We start from the raw sequence: 15,285 nt of genomic DNA, 5'->3' as shown, positions 1-15,285 counted from the left end.
CGATCAATCGCGGCGATGGATGTCGTGGGTGACGATGCCGAGCTCGGGCGGCGGCGGATCGAGGCGCCGTCCGTTCGCAAGCGTGCGGCGGATGTCTTCCAACCCGCTCTGCCAGTGGGCGCGCATCGCGCTCAGTCCGAATTCGTAGTCCCTCGAATGACCTTCGTGGAGCTTGGTCTGGTAGATCAGGTGGATGATGTTGTGGGAGCGATGGCGGGCCATATCCGCGATCGCGCGGATTTCCGGATCCCTTTTTGCGGCCTCGGGCAGTCGCTCGATCACCCGCTGCAGCACCTGACGCATTTTCTGCATGCGCAGCGCCTGGTCGGTGACAGCGCGCGTGCGGCTCGAATATTGAATGTCCTTCTGACGGCTCGACACCTCCATCATGTCGTAGGGAACGCGGCCTCTGGCCGACCAAAGGTCGATCTGGAACGTCAGAGTGTCCCGCGGCTCGCCGGACAGCACGCGTGACAAGGGGGTGTTGGAGACCACCCCGCCATCCCAGTAGTGCTCGCCTTCGATCTCGACGGCAGGAAACCCAGGCGGCAGGGCGCCCGAGGCCATGAAGTGTTTCGGGCAGAGCCGGCGTTCGGCGGTGTCGAAATACGTCAGGTTGCCGGTGCGGACGTTGACCGCGCCGACGCTGACGCGCACCTCGCCGGAATTCAGCCGGTCGAAATCGACGAGCCTCTCCAGCGTCCGGTGCAGGGGCGCGGTGTCGTAGAAGCTGGTCGCCGCATCGCCAGAGAACGGCGAGAAAAGCGGGGAAGGGAAGCGCGGCCGAAAGAAGCCCGGCTGACCCTGAACCAGGGCCCGCATCGCCGCCAGCGCACTGCGGATCGAGTGTATGTCGAAGGCAAAAGGCAGGGCATTGGCCAGTCCTTCTCCCGCCGGCCATTCGATCGACTGGGCGCAGATGATCTCCCAAAACTCGCGCAGCCGTTCCACGCGCTCTTCTTCCGGGGCGCCGGCGATGATGGCAGCGTTGAGTGCGCCGATCGAAATGCCGGCCAGCCAGTTCGGCCGGATCCCGGCCTCATGCAAGCCCTCATAGACGCCGGCCTGATAGGCGCCGAGCGCGCCGCCGCCCTGCAGGACCAACGCCACGACGTCGTAGGGCAGCGACCGGGTCTGCTGCGCTACCGGATGGGTCTGTTCGCGCATCACGTTCAACATTGCAGGGCTCCTTGGATGGTGTTGACGGTTCAACCGGCGTCGGCTCCGATCGGGATTTCGGAAACGGTCTCCCGCGAGCGCGCCACCACGGCCGGACTGAGATAGTCGTGGACCACGGCGCCTAGCCCGAGCGTAAGATCGGCAACGACGTGCTTGGCCGACAGCACCTGCAGCACCGGCAGCTCGGCGACGGGCGCAAGCGCATGCGAGTAGAGGTCGAGCGCAGCCGGCCCGGTCCACGCGCCCTTCACGGCGATATCCTCGCAGTGGTAGCGGACCAGCTCGCAGATGCGCGCGGTGCCGTCGACATGCGGGATGATCTTGAGCAGGAAATTCGGCGCAGCGAGTTTTTTCGCTTCGGCTTCGATATCGAGGGCGCGATGCTTGTAGCCCATGGTGCCGGTGGCGATGCGCACCGAGCCGTAGTTCAGCGTGCCGACCAGCGTGTCGATCTCGACGGCGAGCTTCGGCTGCGCCAGCTTCTTGGGAAAGCCCCACAACTCGCGCCCGCCGGCGATCGGTGGATGATCGTTGAGGAACATCTGGTGGACGAAGCCGCCTGCCTGGCCGCGAAACGACACGGGGATGACCTGGCCGCTTTCGGTGTAGTCGCCGAACCCGGTGGAGTCGGGCATCCGGATGAATTCGTAGTTCACCACCGGCTCGGTCACTTCCAGCGGCTCGGGCACGATGCGGCGCAATGCCTCCGGATCGGTGCGGTATTGGATGATGAAGTATTCGCGGTTGGCGAACCGGTAGGGGCCGGGCGGAAAGGCCGGGTTCGTCAGCGGCGTGGCGAACGCGCTCGCGCGCACGGTCTCAAGTTTCATCGTCGTCGAGCTCCAGATTGATCCAGGTGAAAGGGCCGCGCCCCGCCGTCGAAGCGCGGCCCGATAGCGGTCAGTAGTCCCAGACGGCCGGCACCCAGCGGAAAGCATTGCCCGCAACCGCCACATGTCCGATGGATGGGAACGGCATGTGCGTGGCCACCAGCAGACCGCCGGTTTCAGCCACTTCCCGCAACAGCTTGATACGAACGCGAACCGCTTCCTCGGGGTCGTGCTCGAAGCCGTTGAACCAGTCGGGGTGCTCGAACCCGACCGTGAAGACAAGGTCGCCGGCGAATGTCAGTTGCTCGCCGCCGGACGTCACGCGAACGATGCTGTGCCCCGGCGTGTGGCCACCTGTACGCGTGACGAGCACGCCAGGGGCGACCTCGCACTCATCCTCGAACGTCCGCAACTGGTCGCGATACTCAGCCGCGAACTTCTTGGCCGTCTTGCGAAGCGCGTCCGGAAATCCGTCCGGCATGGCGACCTTGGAGAAATCGGGATCCTCCCAGAACTTGACCTCGGCAGCCGCCACGTGGATGCGAAGGTCAGGACGCAGCGCCTCCTTCACACAGTCCATGAGTAGTCCGCCGATGTGATCCATGTGCATGTGCGTCAGCACCACATCGGTCACGGACGTGAGCTCGACACCGGCTGCCTCGAGCCGAGGGATCACGTGCCCGGCCTTCTCCAGGTCCGGAAACTCCGTCCCCACCCCGGCGTCGACGAGGATGGTCCGGCCGCCACTCTTCACCACGACCACGTTCAGCGCCCAATCGAACGCGTCCGGCGGCAGGAAATTCTCCTTCAGCCAGGCCGCCCGCACCGCCGGTTCGGCGTTGTGGGCCAGCATCGCACCCGGCAATAGCAGCACGCCGTCGCTGACCACCATCACGTCGATGTTGCCGATCGTCAGCGCGTAGCGCGACGGGACCAACTCGTCGACCTTTGGTCCAGCGGAGGGTGAAGTCATGTGCAGGTTCATGTTCGTCTCCCGTTTCAAGTATGGCTGCTGGCTGGTTTCACTGGAGCAGGCCGCGCAGCCAGCACGGAGCGCGACCCGTTTCGCGCGAAGGGGTCTAGAGGAAGCCAGTCACGTCGGTCACACGCTCCGGATCCGCCGAGGCGAGCGCGGCGGCGCGCTGGGCCTTCGGCGGATAAATCCAAACGGTGTTGATCTCCTGCTTGGTCTTCTTGGCTACGTCGCCAACCATGGCCACCTTGCGTTCCCAGCCAGTCGTGAAGAGCGCACCGGCCTCGCCAAGGTCCAGGCAGGTCACGTAACCCTCCTGGTGGTAGCGTTTGGTCGGTACCCCCAGCAGCTCCGCGGTAGCGTTGTTGCCTGCGAACGCGCCCATCCGCGTGGCGTGCTGGCAGGACATCAGCGCGTAATTGCCGTCGCTGTCGCAGGCGGCGCGCGCGGCGTCGCCGGTGGCGAAGACGCCGTCAACTCCCGGCACGCGCAGATCGCGGTCGACCAGCAGCCGGCCGAAATTGTCGCGTTCGGCGGGGATCTGCTGGGTCAAGGGCGCGGCGCGAATACCGGCTGCCCAGATCACGGTCTCGCTTTCGATGTGCTCGCCGCTGGAGAGCGTGACGCCGGACTCGTCGAGCGAGGCGACTCCGGCGCCGAGCCGGGTTTCCACGCCGAGCTTGCGCAAGGCGTCCTCGATGACGGGGCGGGGCCCTTCGCCCATGTCGGGGGCGATCGCAGGATTGCGGTCGACGATGATGACGCGCGGCTTGGCCCCTTTGCCGAAGATCTCGCGCAGCCGCGCCGGCATTTCGGTTGCGGCCTCGATGCCTGTGAAACCGCCGCCCGCCACGACGACGGTGTCGCGGCCGTTCACAGCCGGCCGCTTGGCGAGGCCTTTCAGGTGCTTGTCGAGCGCCACCGCGTCATCGAGCGAGTCGACGGCAAACCCGTGCTCGGCGAGGCCCGGAATCTTCGGACGGAACAGTTTGCTGCCGGTGGCTACGACCAAGCGGTCGTAGGACAGCGTCTTCCGGGGTCCTTTGCCAGTTGCGATCTGCACCGAGCGGGACTTGGTGTCGATCGTCTCGGCGCTGCCCTGCACGTAGTTGACGTCGATGGCGTTGAGGACATCGAGCAGCGGCGCCGTCAGGGTCTCGGGCTTCGGCTCGTACAGCCGGGGGCGCACGACGAGCGTCGGTTCCGGCGAAACCAGCGCGATCTCGAGCTCTTCCGGCGAAACGCCCCGGATGTCGCGCAGGCGGGCGGCGGAGAGGGCGGCGTACATGCCGGCGAAGCCGGCGCCGATGATGACTAATCTCATGTCTTTGCTCCTTGGTTTGGACTTCCGAAAGTCCGCGCGCTACCGCCGCCACCCTTCACCAAGGGCGGCGATCGACGACGACGCGAAGGCGTTAAACGAGGGCGTCAGCCCGTTATGGGGGGAGGCACTCCGGCGAGCGCGCGGACATCGGAGACTTCAGCGACCAGCCTTGTCGAAGAACGACGGGCTGAGCCGAGCCCAGAACCCAATCCTGGTAGGGCAGCCAAGGGCGGTCCCGAGTCGTGATGGAGATCGCGGTATAGGTTCTCTGCAGGGATTGCACCGGGATCTCCACCTCTTCGCCGGTTGCCGAGGTGAAGCGCACGGACAGCGAAAGTCCGTACACGACCGCTTTGGCAAGGCCGCGCCGGCGCGATGTGATTGCAAGCTGGTTGACGAAGGTTTTCCGGATCATCGTCGATCTCCAATGGCGTTCGTTGGACGGTGATGGTCTAGTCCGCCCCGCGTAGCGCTGCCCCAGAGGGATGGCCGTACCTGTCGCGCGATTGCTGCTAGTGAACGCGTTTGCGCCGGTCGCTCGGGACAGCGTCGAACGCCAGCCAGGGCTGATGTTTGGCGCGCCACTTGGGGCCGGGGCCGCGCATGTAGTGCAGCTCGGGCCGGTAGCTGTCGCGAATGTCCATGACCAGGTTGCGCACCACGACGGCGAAGTCGGATACGGTCTCGGCCGTCTTGCTGGCGAAGACGGAAATTGTGGACCAGTTCGAAAAATGCAGTGCGATCGCACGGGAATCGACGGTGCTCTTGCGGATCATCTTTCTTCTCCATCCGGTTGGATGTGGGCATTGCGATGATCTAGCGTATCTGAGCTGCGGTCGCCCCAGAGCGATTGCCCTACCTGTAGAGCGATTGCTGCCAACTCATGCGGGTGCGGCAATCGCTCGGGATTGCGGTCACCTCCTGTGACGAATGTGGCCGGCGAGGAACGGCCCCAGTGCGGCTGCGTTAGGAGGACGTCTCGTCCGTATCACGCAGCATTTTCATGTGCCGCAGGGGCGTAGCTGGTTTCGACGGTCCAGGAGTCCTTGGGCTGGCTGTAGAGATGCCAGAACTGCTCGGCCACCGCCGAGGCCTCCTTCGATTCCGGAGACACGAGGGTGCAGACGGTCACCGTCGCGACGTGAATTCCCTTGTCCCGGAGCGGCTCGAAAAGTGCGTGGGCCAGGGCGCGAATGCCGGCCTTGCCGATGCTGATCGAAAGAAAGTCCGCGCTGGGAGCGAGTGCGAAGCCGCCTCCCGTCAACAGGATCGCACCCGATCCTTGCTCTTCCATCATCGGAGCGACAGCCTGCGCTGCCACGAGCGCTCCTCCGATGTTCACGGCGAGATCCTCGTTGAAGCTATCGCGAGGCTGTTCAGACAGAGCCGCCCTGCGCGCGGATGCGGCGTTGTAGTGCAGGACGTCGATCGAGCCGCGCTGTTTCTGAACTTCAGCGACCAGCTCCGCGATGCCATTCGGATCGCTTGAGTCTACCCGTCGTGCGTCCGCCTTGTATCCTTTTCTTGTCAATCTCTCGGCCAGCTCTTTGGTCCTGGCGAGACTGCGGGCGGCCAAAACCACCTGGAAACCTTCTTTGGCGAACCGTTCGGCGGTCGCGAAACCCATCCCCGGGCCCGCGCCGATGCTAAGAAATGTCTTCATTGCCTCTCTCCTTTCGACGCTGTACTTGAAACGTTAAACCACGGTCGCCGAAACCATCACGATATGCGTCTCCGCCAATCGCTGGGGGTTTCGCCGGTCAGTTTCCTGAACGCTGCGGCGAAGGCGGTCTGGGTGGAATAACCGAGCGCGGCTGCGACCGAGACGACCGACACGTCGGTATCGCGCAGCATGTTCATGGCTTGCTCGAGCCGGCGCTGCCGCAGCCAGGCATGCGGCGAGAGCCCGGTGCTTTCTTTGAAGGCGCGGCAGAAGTGGAAGCGCGACAAGCCGGCGTCGGCAGCAAGCGCCGCAAGCGAGACGTCCGCATCGCTATCCGAACGCAGACGTTCGATGGCGCGACTGAGTACCTTGGGCGACAGCCCGCCGATGACCGGCTGGAACGTTGCCGGCGAGCCGGCGTGCGCGGCGAGCAATCGCGTGGCCAGAAGATCGCTCAGTTGGTGCCTGAACAACGAATCCAGCGCGGCGCAGCCTTCCAGGGCGTCCGCCGCGCTCAGCAGCAATCGGGCTGTAATGGGGTCGGGATGCGCCGTTCGTTCCACAAGGTCGCCGGGAGCGGCCGTTCCGGCTTCGTGGGCAACGCGTTCTAGCGTTGTCTGCGGAAGGTAGAGGTGGACGACGCTCAAGGGCTGGTAGATATCCCAGCGCGAGGATGAACCCGCCGGAATGACCGTTACGGTCCCGGGACGCGTCATTCCGTTCAAAAACGCTTTTCCGTCGCGGCGTTCGAATCGAACCGGCTCGGCGGGAAAAGCCATGATCACATGATCGACCATCGGCTTGACCACGTCGTGCAGGGGATCATGCCTCCAGAAGGTGATCACGCCGCTGGACGGATCCGATGCCATCTGCAGCGGCGCCATCTTCAGCACGCGCGTCATTTCCTCGTCGGCGTGCGGGCGCTGCTCGCCGATCGGAAAATCGCGCGGCGGTGCCGGAGTCGCGTCCCGCTGATTGTGCGAAGTATCTTTCAAGCGTGGACTGCTCATGGACCGTCCTCGTCGTTGAGGCGCACCCGGATCGAGCTTTCGAGCTATCCGTTCTAGCCGCAGTCCGATGCGGCGTCTTGCCCAAATTCGCCCCGGATTGTCCAATGCTGAACCGCCGATGTGCTGTCAGGCGCCCGAAATCGCATTCCGTTGCCGCACCGGGCCATGGTCCGTGCACGAGGCGCCGCACATGAGATGGTCAGCACCACTGACGTTCTTGCGTGTCGGAGAGGGCAGTGAAGCTTCGACGAAAGCTGGACGACCGCTTTCTGGCGTCCGATAGTCCACGCACCGTGCGGGGATGACGACATCCGCCGCCCGGCACGGCCAGCAGGACCGGCCCATGGCGCAGAGTGGCTTCCACGGTCAGAAGTACAGCGAATTTCTTCGCCTTCGAGAGGCACCGTCATCGCTGACCACTCGGTCCATCCGAGGTGTCAACGTCGCCGTCACCGAAACTCGGGACGACAATCCCGTTCACGGTCTCTGCGGCGAAATTCCCCTCGAAGACGCGTACATCGTCAGCTTGAAACTTCGCGACTATCCCAACTGCGAATATTGGAGCGGGGCAAGTGCGTTTGAAGGCGGGCACGACGTACCTTTACGACCTGAAGTACAATCCGCGCTTCGTGATCGAAAGGCCGTTCCACTCCCTTCACTTCTACCTGCCGGCGCTGGCGCTTAACGGTGTCGCGCAAGAGGCCGGCGCGCGGCGCGTGGGCCAACTCGACTGCCAGTTCGGCACCGGCTTCCGCGACAAAATCGTTCGCAATATCGGGGCTTCGCTCATGCAGGCATTGCGCCGGCCATCCGAAGCGAACCAGCTTTTCGTCGATCACATGATGCTTGCGCTCACGGTGCACGTCGCCGAGGCCTATGGTGGCCTGCATGTCAGCAAGCCCGCACGCGGCGCCCTTGCTCCGTGGCAGGTCCGGCGAGCTTGCGAAAGGCTCGAAGCCAATCTCGCAGGAACGGTTTCGCTGCAGCAGATCGCGGCCGAGTTCGACCTCTCGGTCAGCTATTTCTCCCGCGCGTTCCGTGTCTCCACCGGTCTGCCGCCACACCGGTGTCTGCTTCGGCAGCGCGTCAAGGTGGCCAAGCAGTTGATGGCCATTCGCGAGTTGCCGCTATCGGAAATCGCGATATCCGCCGGCTTCGCCAATCGAAGTCATTTCACGCGGGTGTTTTCGTCCGCCGTCGGTGTGAGTCCCGGCACGTGGCGCCGCAAAAAACTGGGTTCGACGGAAGCAGAAGCATGAGAAAGTCAGGTCAGCGCCCCCCGGGTCCATGATGCGGCGTAGGCGGCGCAGCGGGCCGCAAATACCTCGTCCGGCGGATGCCCGATGCCTTCGGCAAGATTTGCCGGATCGAAGGCCAGCCCGTTCCACACCTCATTCGTCTCCAAACCGGTGATGACGATCGTGCCCAGCCGCACCGCTTCGCGCTTGTCCTCGTCCGGCCAGCGGATTGTGACGTCCATGATCGGGTCGCCGGGACAATCGAGCACCGCCATCACGCTAAAGCGGACATCGCGTGCCGCGATCCGCAACTCGAGGTCATCGTTCCAGACGTCGGCGGACTTTGTCCTAGCTTCGTCCTCGGACAGCATGACCTCCCCGCCGACCGGCTCGACCTTGAATTTGATGAACCGTGTTTCGCCTCTGACATTCGTCGCAGGAAACGCGTGGACGCCCCAGAAGATGGTGCGGGCAAAGCTCCCTCGCTGGCCCCCGGCGGTGGGAAAGTTCGCTTGACGCGGCTTTTCACGATTGGCGGAGGTTAAAGCGTTGCTCTTCGCGCCCGGCCCGCCATTGGACATGCGCGTGTCTACGAAAGGCAGCATATGTTCGAGCATTCTCGCATCGTGTATCGGGGCGCTCTGCGTGAGAATGTCGGAACGCCCGTCAACGTCTCCGAGCCTGAAAGCAAAGTGCCGCAGCACTCCGCTCTCGGCAGCCGCCGTGCCGGGAAAACCATCGTCCGCGGAGAATTGCGCCAGCACGCGCGATGGGCTGGTGAAGCTCAGCGATCTGGTGATCTCCGCCGCCCGATCCGAGGGAATATACGTCCCGCGGACGCATCGGCCCTCCGTAAAACCTGTCGGTCGTTTTGCTGAACGCTTGGTCACGGCAGTTTCGACCTGAAGCTAGGTTCGGGCCGCTCACGCGGGCGGGTAGTGCTGCCCGGGCCGGCCGTTACCGCGTCTGTGGCGCGGCTTGCGGGGTACGATGATGCTTTTCGGATCATCTTTCATCCGTGCGTCAATATGGGCACGGAGATGATTTAGCGGACCGATGGTGCCGCCGCGCCAGAGCGATTGCCCTGGCTGTAGAGCGATTGCTGCCTTTCTTGCGCGTCCGCCTATCGGCTGCACCGGTTAGCGGCCCCGGCCTGGCTGCCCGGATTCGATCGCACCCGGTCACTTGCAGCGTCCGCTGCGGACCCTCGCGTACGCATAACTCCCGGAAATTGTCGAGGGCGTCCACTAAGCAGCAATATCTCTACAACCGCCTCAATCCCTCTGGGGCACGCGTACGCTCGATCCGTTAAACGGTGGGGCTACGAAACAGATGGAGGCGACAATGGCTTGGATCGAATTCGGAGGCGCATCATGATGCTGGGTATGAGCTTGGCGACGTTCACGATAGTCCACGTGATCATCAGCCTGGTTGCAATCGGGGCGGGCCTGGTCGTGATGTTCGGGATGCTCGGCTCGAAGCGGATGCCGAACCTCACCGCCGTTTTCCTTGCATCCACCATCCTGACCAGCGCTTCGGGGCTTCTGATTCCCCCGCTGCTGATCGATAAGTTGTTGCCGTCCCACATGATTTCCATCCTCTCGCTGGTTCTGCTGGGGATCGCCTGTTTTGGGCTTTACGGCCGGAGGCTCGCCGGATCTTGGCGCTGGATCTACGTGCTCACTGCGCTCCTCTCGCTGTATCTCAACGTCTTCGTGCTGGTGATTCAGTCCTTCCTGAAAGTGCCGGCATTGCATGCGCTGGCCCCAAGCGTGCCGCCGGCCGAGCCGCCGTTCGCCATCGTCCAAGGTATCGTGCTGGTATCCTTCGTGGTCGTGATCATCGGCGCGATCCGGCGCTACCGCCCGGCGTCGGCCGCCGCCGACATGCGTCCCCAACAAGACCTGAACCCGGCAGCCTGGGGCACACGCTCCCTCTCAACGCGCAAATGAGTCGTTCGGGCGGCTGCAGATCGATCAACCCCGTTGACCGATCACGGACCGCCGGCAAAGCCTCGCGTATGGTATCGTTGAATGCGGCCGGGTGAGTTTATCTCGCTTCTCGCCCGCCCCAACATCGCTCGAACGACCGTAGAGTGATGCGCTCATGATCCCTTGAAGCTAGAACCTGAGCACGTCTAACGACAACGGAGGATCACCATGAAGATCGTTGTGATCGGCGGTACCGGCCTGATCGGTTCGAAGACCGTCGCCAATCTGCGCCAAGGCGGGCACGAGGTCGTGGCCGCCTCGCCCCGAAGCGGTATCAACACCATCACCGGCGAAGGACTCAAGGAGGCCATGGCGGGCACGCAGGTGGTGATCGACCTCGCCAACTCGCCCTCATTCGAAGACAAGGCGGTGCTGGAATTCTTCGAGACCTCCGGCCGCAACCTTCTCGCGGCCGAGGCCGCAGCGAACGTCCGGCACCATGTCGCCCTGTCGATCGTCGCGACCGACCGGACCGACAACGGCTATTTCCGCGCCAAGGTCGCCCAGGAGAAACTGATCGAGACCTCCAGCATCACGTACACCATCGTCCGCGCAACGCAGTTCATGGAGTTCCTCGGCGGCATCGCCGATTCAAGCGTGGACGGCAACAAAGTCAGGCTCCCGCCCATCCTGTTCCAGCCGATCGCGTCGGACGACGTTGCCGCCATCGTTGCCGATGTGGCACTCGCGCCGCCGCGTGGCGGCTTCGTCGAGATCGCAGGGCCGGAACGCGCCCCGTTCAACGAAATCATCGCCCGCTATCTCAAGGCGGTTGGCGATCCGCGCGAGGTCGTGAGCGATCCCGAGGCCCGATACTGGGGCGGCCGGGTCAGCGAGCACTCGCTCGTGCCGCTCGGCGAGGCGCGCCTCGGCCGCATCGGTTTGGACGAATGGATCCGCCGCTCAAAGGCAGCGGCCTGATCTCCACGGGAGGTACGCCCGGTCTCTCAGGGGCGGATCCCGGGCGAACTAAGGAGGCGACCATGACGATCAAACTCGCGGCATTGATTCTTCTGTGCCTCACGGCCGGCACGGCGGTGGCTCAGCAGCCGAAGGTCACGCCACTGATGTCCAAGGACCTTGCGGAGAGTCCCGGCCGCGAAGCTCTGATGATCTCGGTCGAGCATGCACCCGGCGGCTCGAGCGCCATCCATCGGCACAATGCACATGCGTTTGTTTACGTGCTGGAAGGCTCCGTCGTGATGCAGCTGAAGGGCGGACAAGAGGTGACACTGACGCCGGGACAGTCCTTCTATGAAGGCCCTGCCGACGTTCATGTCGTCGACCGGAACGCGAGCGCCACTCAGCCGGCGAAATTCCTGGTGCTCCTGATCAAGGACAAGGGCGCCCCGGCGCTCGTGCCCGCAAAGTGATCTAGATGCAACCCAAGTACGCCACTGGCGCTGCGCCCGTTGTTTGCTGCCCCGCATGGTCAGCTTGTTGCCCTTACGGAACACTGGCGTCGCCTGCTCAGATGCCTACACCTAGACGTGGAGGGGACTTGGCCTAGTCGGCTGAAGTTGGCTTGTGACGGGAGAACAGACAGCCTGTCCATACTCCGATCAGGGCGTGCACCAGACGACTCGCAGTTCGGCCCGATCGGCGTCGCCTAGCAGCGGCGATTTTGATCAGGTTGCTTACTCAGACAATCCCGTGCGCGCTGTAGATCGAGATAGAACCCGCGCATCATTTTGGACGATAAGGATAGTTGGCGCACCCGACACGATTCGAACGTGTGACCTTTACCTTCGGAGAGCAACGCTCCTTGAGCCCGTTAGGGCTCTCGCTTGACACCGCTTCGGTAGCTTCCGAAAAGAGCTATCGGACGCGATCGTTTCGGCGGTGATTGATTGAAAGCTAGAAAAGAGTGACGGGCATTTGAAAGGTAATTTGGCTTTCCTGACTAATGGGCGATCTTTCACTGATAAGCTTTCATACAAAACCCTATCAGTCGTCGGTTGTGCTGCAGGGTATTCGCGGCAACTGCTTTCACGAACTTCGCACTCATAAAGCACACTAGAATCATAGGTTTGCTAGTGTCCTTATCGAATCCGAAGTTCGCTCCGAAGGTGCGGCAAATGATGCGAACTTTGGATTCGGGACACTAGCTAAGAGGGACGCGTCAACGACGCGGTTCCGCGAACTGTGCCAATGTGAAGGCCAAAAGGGGCGGCTGCTGACACGCAGAGTGATCGCTGGTCCTTCCACGGGCGGCCGCTAGGCGCCGCCCGGCGCGAGACCTGTTCAGTAACAAGGAGGATAGGGATGATAGCCGCAATGGGGCCGGGCGTAGGCGGCTCCGACGGCGGCAGCTCCGATAGCAGCAGCACCGGCATACATTGCGCCCCGGTATGCCGTGCGCCGCGTGACGCCCGCAAAGGAAAGCGTTGTAAAGGGCGGCCGATGATATCGATGAAGATCGAGGCTGCGCCGTCCGCGCCGGTGAGATCGCGCTCGAGTGTCTGAACGGTGAAGATCAGCTCGTCCCCGTCCAGCTTCGGATTCTTCAGGACGACGACAGCGTCCTTGACGGAGCCGTCCTTGCTGTTGAAAGCCGAAACGGTCGCGTGCGGAGGATCGCTGGCAAAGCTGTCCTTGCCCGCGCCCCAGTCCGCAATGATATCAGCCGTGAGCTGATGGCCCGCGGCGCGCACAGGTCGGTCAGCGAATATGATCGAGTTCGGCGTGATCCCTGTGAGGACAAGGCTATCGCCCTGCAACGTTGCGCCCCGCGAATTGAGAACGATGAGCGATGGCACAATTTGGGCTTGTGCAGCAGAAGGCGTGCCGATCGTCTTCAGGTCTCCGTGCGTAGCACGCGGTCCCGGTGTCGAGCACCAATGTCGCCGCCAGCAATGCCATGCAAATCTGCAGGCCTTCTTGTTACGCATCTCGTTCTCCTTACGATCGGCCGGAAGCGTCCGGCAGGTTGGTCGGTGCGGACCCTAGACAGCGCAAAACTGGCCGCCTGTGCAAAATCGGCAGAAATGGAGGGCGGTCCAGTTACGACGTTTTCAGCATGGCCCGGCGCGCATTGAGCTGACGGCCCGACATGCGTCAGGTGTTGGGATGTTCTTGCAAATAGCTTTCGCGCGGTTTCGCAAGTAACGCCGTCTTCAAAAAGTAACTGAGGTCCAAGCTTCTGATGTCGCAAACCGCGTCGGATCGACGCGACAGAAAGGCCTGACGACGGGTTCGGCTGTCCGATTTTGCATAGCCTCGTCGGCTCTCACATGCTCCTCTACGAAAACAGAACGCGGTCAGGACCAAGCGCCGGCCCGCGATTAACTAGTCTTTGCGAGATGATCGGGAAGCGAATGCGTGCACCAATTCTGGCCGTCCTCTGCGTTCTCTGCGCATGGTCCGGCTCTGTGTCCTCCGCAGGCGCCCAACAGGCATCGTGGACCCAGATCGGCATGCTGGCTTGCAAGCTCGACCCTAGCGTCGGGTTTGTCATATTTGGCCATCAATCGATGTCATGTCGCTTTACACAGAACCCGCCATTGCCGACTCAACTCTATGAAGGCGCCCTCAATACCGTCGGAATCGATATCGGCGTTTCAGCCGGCGGCGCACTCGCCTGGGCGGTCCTTGCCCCGACGGCAGGCCCTCCGCCCGGTGCCCTCGCCGGCGAATATGTCGGGGCGTCAGGCGACATCGGCCTCGGTTTAGGCGCCGGCGTCAACGTTCTTGTCGGTGGCTCGGGGCGGTCATTTGCGTTGCAGCCCGTTTCGGTAGAGGGCTCGGTAGCCGTCAATGTGACCCTCGGCCTTTCCGGGCTCCAACTGCGTCCGATCTATTGACGCGCCGCCGTCCGACCGCCGCTCGTGCAGACCCGAATTGCTCGACATTGACGAGCACGCGTGAGGCACTTTTCATAGCGAGCTTGCGCCTGCGCCTACGGCGGTCTTCATTTCTCCCGAAATTCGCGTGGCGCAGCGCCGGAAATACGGCGAAATGCACGCGGAAAATGCGTCGGATCGGCATAGCCGGAAGAAAACGCGATTTCGATGATCTTGGCGTCCGTCTCACATAGCAGCTTGGCGGTATTCTCAAAACGGATCAATTCGAGCAAGCTCGAATATGTCAGGCCGACGTTCGAGAGTTTGCGTTGAAAACTCCTGACGCTCGTGCCGGCCATCTCAGCGATTTTTCGCGACCGCCGGGATTCCCTCATCCAGGTAAGAAGGCAGCATCAGCTTAAGTGCGCGGACAAATTCGTCGGCGAACGGCTGAGGCTCGTCCTCGGAGAGATTCGGCACCTTATTGTGTGTCAGGCTGGAGGTCCAGAGGCGCAACGGGTGCATCAATCCAGGAGGCTTCCTGGCAAGACAGAAAGCGCGTATTCGGCCAGAATGCCCGAGCCTCCGAGCCTGGCGCATAATTTGCCTCGAAGGCCATCGTTGAGGGAGTCCACTCCGATCCGGCTAACTGTCGAACGATGTGGACGACAAAGACGTTCTGCAGCCATTGTGAGTGTTCAAGATGGAGCATGCCGGCAGTCCCGCCCAGCTTGCTGCAAATTCTTACACGATCATCGCGGCGCTCCAGCCACATGTACAGGTTCGTGTCTTCGAGCGATGCCCATTTGCACACTTGCTGCAGGGCGACGTACAGCGTCGGAGAGTAGCTGATGATGGTTCGCAGCTTATCGCTCCGGTGGCAGAACTGCAGCCGCCGCGAAGCGGGGAAAGCCAATATCCGTGATGCCCTGCGATCTCTGCGCGGCTTGTGCAAACAATATGGCAGGCAATATCGGAACATAATGATCGGCTTTTTCTTGCAGCGCTGTCGGGAGACCAAATTTCGACAGGAGCGTCGCAGTGGGAGCTCCCAGCTCGTTATGAATGTCTGCAAACGGAATCACGAATTGGCAGCGGGTTAGGGGAATTCCGCTCATGTTGCTCGTCTCCTGCCTCCGGCGTTCATTTTTACGGTCGTACTTTGTCGTCGCGGCACTATGAGGAGCGATCTCGAGATTTGCTCGCCGGGTGCATTGGGTGTCGCGTCGCAGCGGTGCATGCGAGGCTGGGACGTGTGCAATTGATCTTAATGCCAGAATTGCAATTTAGGCGGC

18 protein-coding genes are annotated in these 15,285 nt (G+C 62.6%); 5 read left to right on the top strand and 13 right to left on the bottom strand.

What is annotated here, in order from left to right:
* Window positions 1-3: 3 nt before the first annotated feature.
* The 8 genes from ACVWZM_RS01545 to ACVWZM_RS01510 all read right to left on the bottom strand — a co-directional run bounded on the left by ACVWZM_RS01545 (window position 4) and on the right by ACVWZM_RS01510 (window position 6,979).
* Window positions 4-1,179 (bottom strand): DUF3734 domain-containing protein, encoded by a 1,176-nt coding sequence (locus tag ACVWZM_RS01545; protein WP_456851561.1) that lies wholly within the window; start codon window positions 1,177-1,179, stop codon window positions 4-6.
* Window positions 1,180-1,208: 29 nt separating this feature from the next.
* Complete coding sequence (locus ACVWZM_RS01540; RefSeq protein WP_456851559.1) at window positions 1,209-2,009, bottom strand: acetoacetate decarboxylase; 801 nt, start codon at window positions 2,007-2,009, stop codon at window positions 1,209-1,211.
* 70 nt (window positions 2,010-2,079) lie between these two features.
* Window positions 2,080-2,994, bottom strand: coding sequence for an MBL fold metallo-hydrolase (locus ACVWZM_RS01535; RefSeq protein ID WP_456851557.1), 915 nt, complete (start codon window positions 2,992-2,994; stop codon window positions 2,080-2,082).
* A 94-nt stretch (window positions 2,995-3,088) separates the two neighbouring features.
* Complete coding sequence (locus ACVWZM_RS01530) at window positions 3,089-4,306, bottom strand: NAD(P)/FAD-dependent oxidoreductase (RefSeq protein ID WP_456851555.1); 1,218 nt, start codon at window positions 4,304-4,306, stop codon at window positions 3,089-3,091.
* Window positions 4,307-4,418: 112 nt separating this feature from the next.
* Entirely contained in the window at window positions 4,419-4,721 is a 303-nt protein-coding gene (locus ACVWZM_RS01525; RefSeq protein WP_456848448.1) for a hypothetical protein, read from the bottom strand.
* Window positions 4,722-4,818: 97 nt separating this feature from the next.
* The gene (locus tag ACVWZM_RS01520) at window positions 4,819-5,082 is read right to left on the bottom strand and encodes a hypothetical protein (RefSeq protein WP_316398780.1); all 264 of its coding nucleotides are present in this window, start codon (window positions 5,080-5,082) and stop codon (window positions 4,819-4,821) included.
* A gap of 212 nt (window positions 5,083-5,294) precedes the next feature.
* The gene (locus tag ACVWZM_RS01515) at window positions 5,295-5,969 is read right to left on the bottom strand and encodes an SDR family NAD(P)-dependent oxidoreductase (RefSeq protein ID WP_456851553.1); all 675 of its coding nucleotides are present in this window, start codon (window positions 5,967-5,969) and stop codon (window positions 5,295-5,297) included.
* 56 nt (window positions 5,970-6,025) lie between these two features.
* On the bottom strand, window positions 6,026-6,979 hold the full coding sequence (locus ACVWZM_RS01510) for a helix-turn-helix transcriptional regulator (RefSeq protein WP_456848452.1): 954 nt from the start codon (window positions 6,977-6,979) through the stop codon (window positions 6,026-6,028).
* A 572-nt stretch (window positions 6,980-7,551) separates the two neighbouring features.
* Here ACVWZM_RS01510 and ACVWZM_RS01505 point away from each other — a divergent pair.
* The gene (locus tag ACVWZM_RS01505) at window positions 7,552-8,238 is read left to right on the top strand and encodes a helix-turn-helix domain-containing protein (protein WP_456851551.1); all 687 of its coding nucleotides are present in this window, start codon (window positions 7,552-7,554) and stop codon (window positions 8,236-8,238) included.
* Window positions 8,239-8,243: 5 nt separating this feature from the next.
* Here the strand turns inward: ACVWZM_RS01505 and ACVWZM_RS01500 are convergent, their stop codons facing one another.
* Window positions 8,244-9,107 (bottom strand): catalase, encoded by an 864-nt coding sequence (locus ACVWZM_RS01500; protein ID WP_456851549.1) that lies wholly within the window; start codon window positions 9,105-9,107, stop codon window positions 8,244-8,246.
* A 483-nt stretch (window positions 9,108-9,590) separates the two neighbouring features.
* On the opposite strand from ACVWZM_RS01500, the gene ACVWZM_RS01495 reads away from it, so the two are divergent.
* The 3 genes from ACVWZM_RS01495 (at window position 9,591) to ACVWZM_RS01485 (ending at window position 11,581) form a co-directional block, all read left to right on the top strand.
* On the top strand, window positions 9,591-10,169 hold the full coding sequence (locus tag ACVWZM_RS01495) for a hypothetical protein (protein WP_456851547.1): 579 nt from the start codon (window positions 9,591-9,593) through the stop codon (window positions 10,167-10,169).
* A gap of 207 nt (window positions 10,170-10,376) precedes the next feature.
* Window positions 10,377-11,129 (top strand): SDR family oxidoreductase, encoded by a 753-nt coding sequence (locus ACVWZM_RS01490; RefSeq protein WP_456851545.1) that lies wholly within the window; start codon window positions 10,377-10,379, stop codon window positions 11,127-11,129.
* Window positions 11,130-11,191: 62 nt separating this feature from the next.
* Window positions 11,192-11,581: a cupin domain-containing protein gene (locus tag ACVWZM_RS01485; RefSeq protein ID WP_316398787.1), complete on the top strand. Its 390-nt coding sequence runs from the start codon at window positions 11,192-11,194 to the stop codon at window positions 11,579-11,581.
* Window positions 11,582-12,316: 735 nt separating this feature from the next.
* On the opposite strand, the gene ACVWZM_RS01480 is transcribed toward ACVWZM_RS01485, so the two are convergent.
* On the bottom strand, window positions 12,317-13,099 hold the full coding sequence (locus ACVWZM_RS01480; RefSeq protein ID WP_456851543.1) for a hypothetical protein: 783 nt from the start codon (window positions 13,097-13,099) through the stop codon (window positions 12,317-12,319).
* Between the two features lie 426 nt (window positions 13,100-13,525).
* Between ACVWZM_RS01480 and ACVWZM_RS01475 the strand changes: the two genes are divergently transcribed.
* Complete coding sequence (locus tag ACVWZM_RS01475) at window positions 13,526-14,011, top strand: DUF992 domain-containing protein (RefSeq protein WP_256527889.1); 486 nt, start codon at window positions 13,526-13,528, stop codon at window positions 14,009-14,011.
* Between the two features lie 107 nt (window positions 14,012-14,118).
* On the opposite strand, the gene ACVWZM_RS01470 is transcribed toward ACVWZM_RS01475, so the two are convergent.
* The 3 genes from ACVWZM_RS01470 to ACVWZM_RS01460 form a co-directional block, all read right to left on the bottom strand.
* Window positions 14,119-14,349: a helix-turn-helix transcriptional regulator gene (locus tag ACVWZM_RS01470; RefSeq protein ID WP_316398789.1), complete on the bottom strand. Its 231-nt coding sequence runs from the start codon at window positions 14,347-14,349 to the stop codon at window positions 14,119-14,121.
* Between the two features lies 1 nt (window position 14,350).
* A complete protein-coding gene (locus tag ACVWZM_RS01465; protein WP_456851541.1) occupies window positions 14,351-14,518 on the bottom strand; it encodes a hypothetical protein in 168 nt (55 codons plus the stop codon).
* A 338-nt stretch (window positions 14,519-14,856) separates the two neighbouring features.
* Window positions 14,857-15,108: a hypothetical protein gene (locus ACVWZM_RS01460; RefSeq protein WP_456851539.1), complete on the bottom strand. Its 252-nt coding sequence runs from the start codon at window positions 15,106-15,108 to the stop codon at window positions 14,857-14,859.
* Window positions 15,109-15,285: the final 177 nt, after the last annotated feature.

The sequence above is a fragment of the Bradyrhizobium sp. USDA 4501 genome (assembly GCF_054062115.1).
The sequence above is the reverse complement of the archived record's forward strand: the minus strand, read 5'-3'. Positions and strand labels throughout refer to the sequence as shown.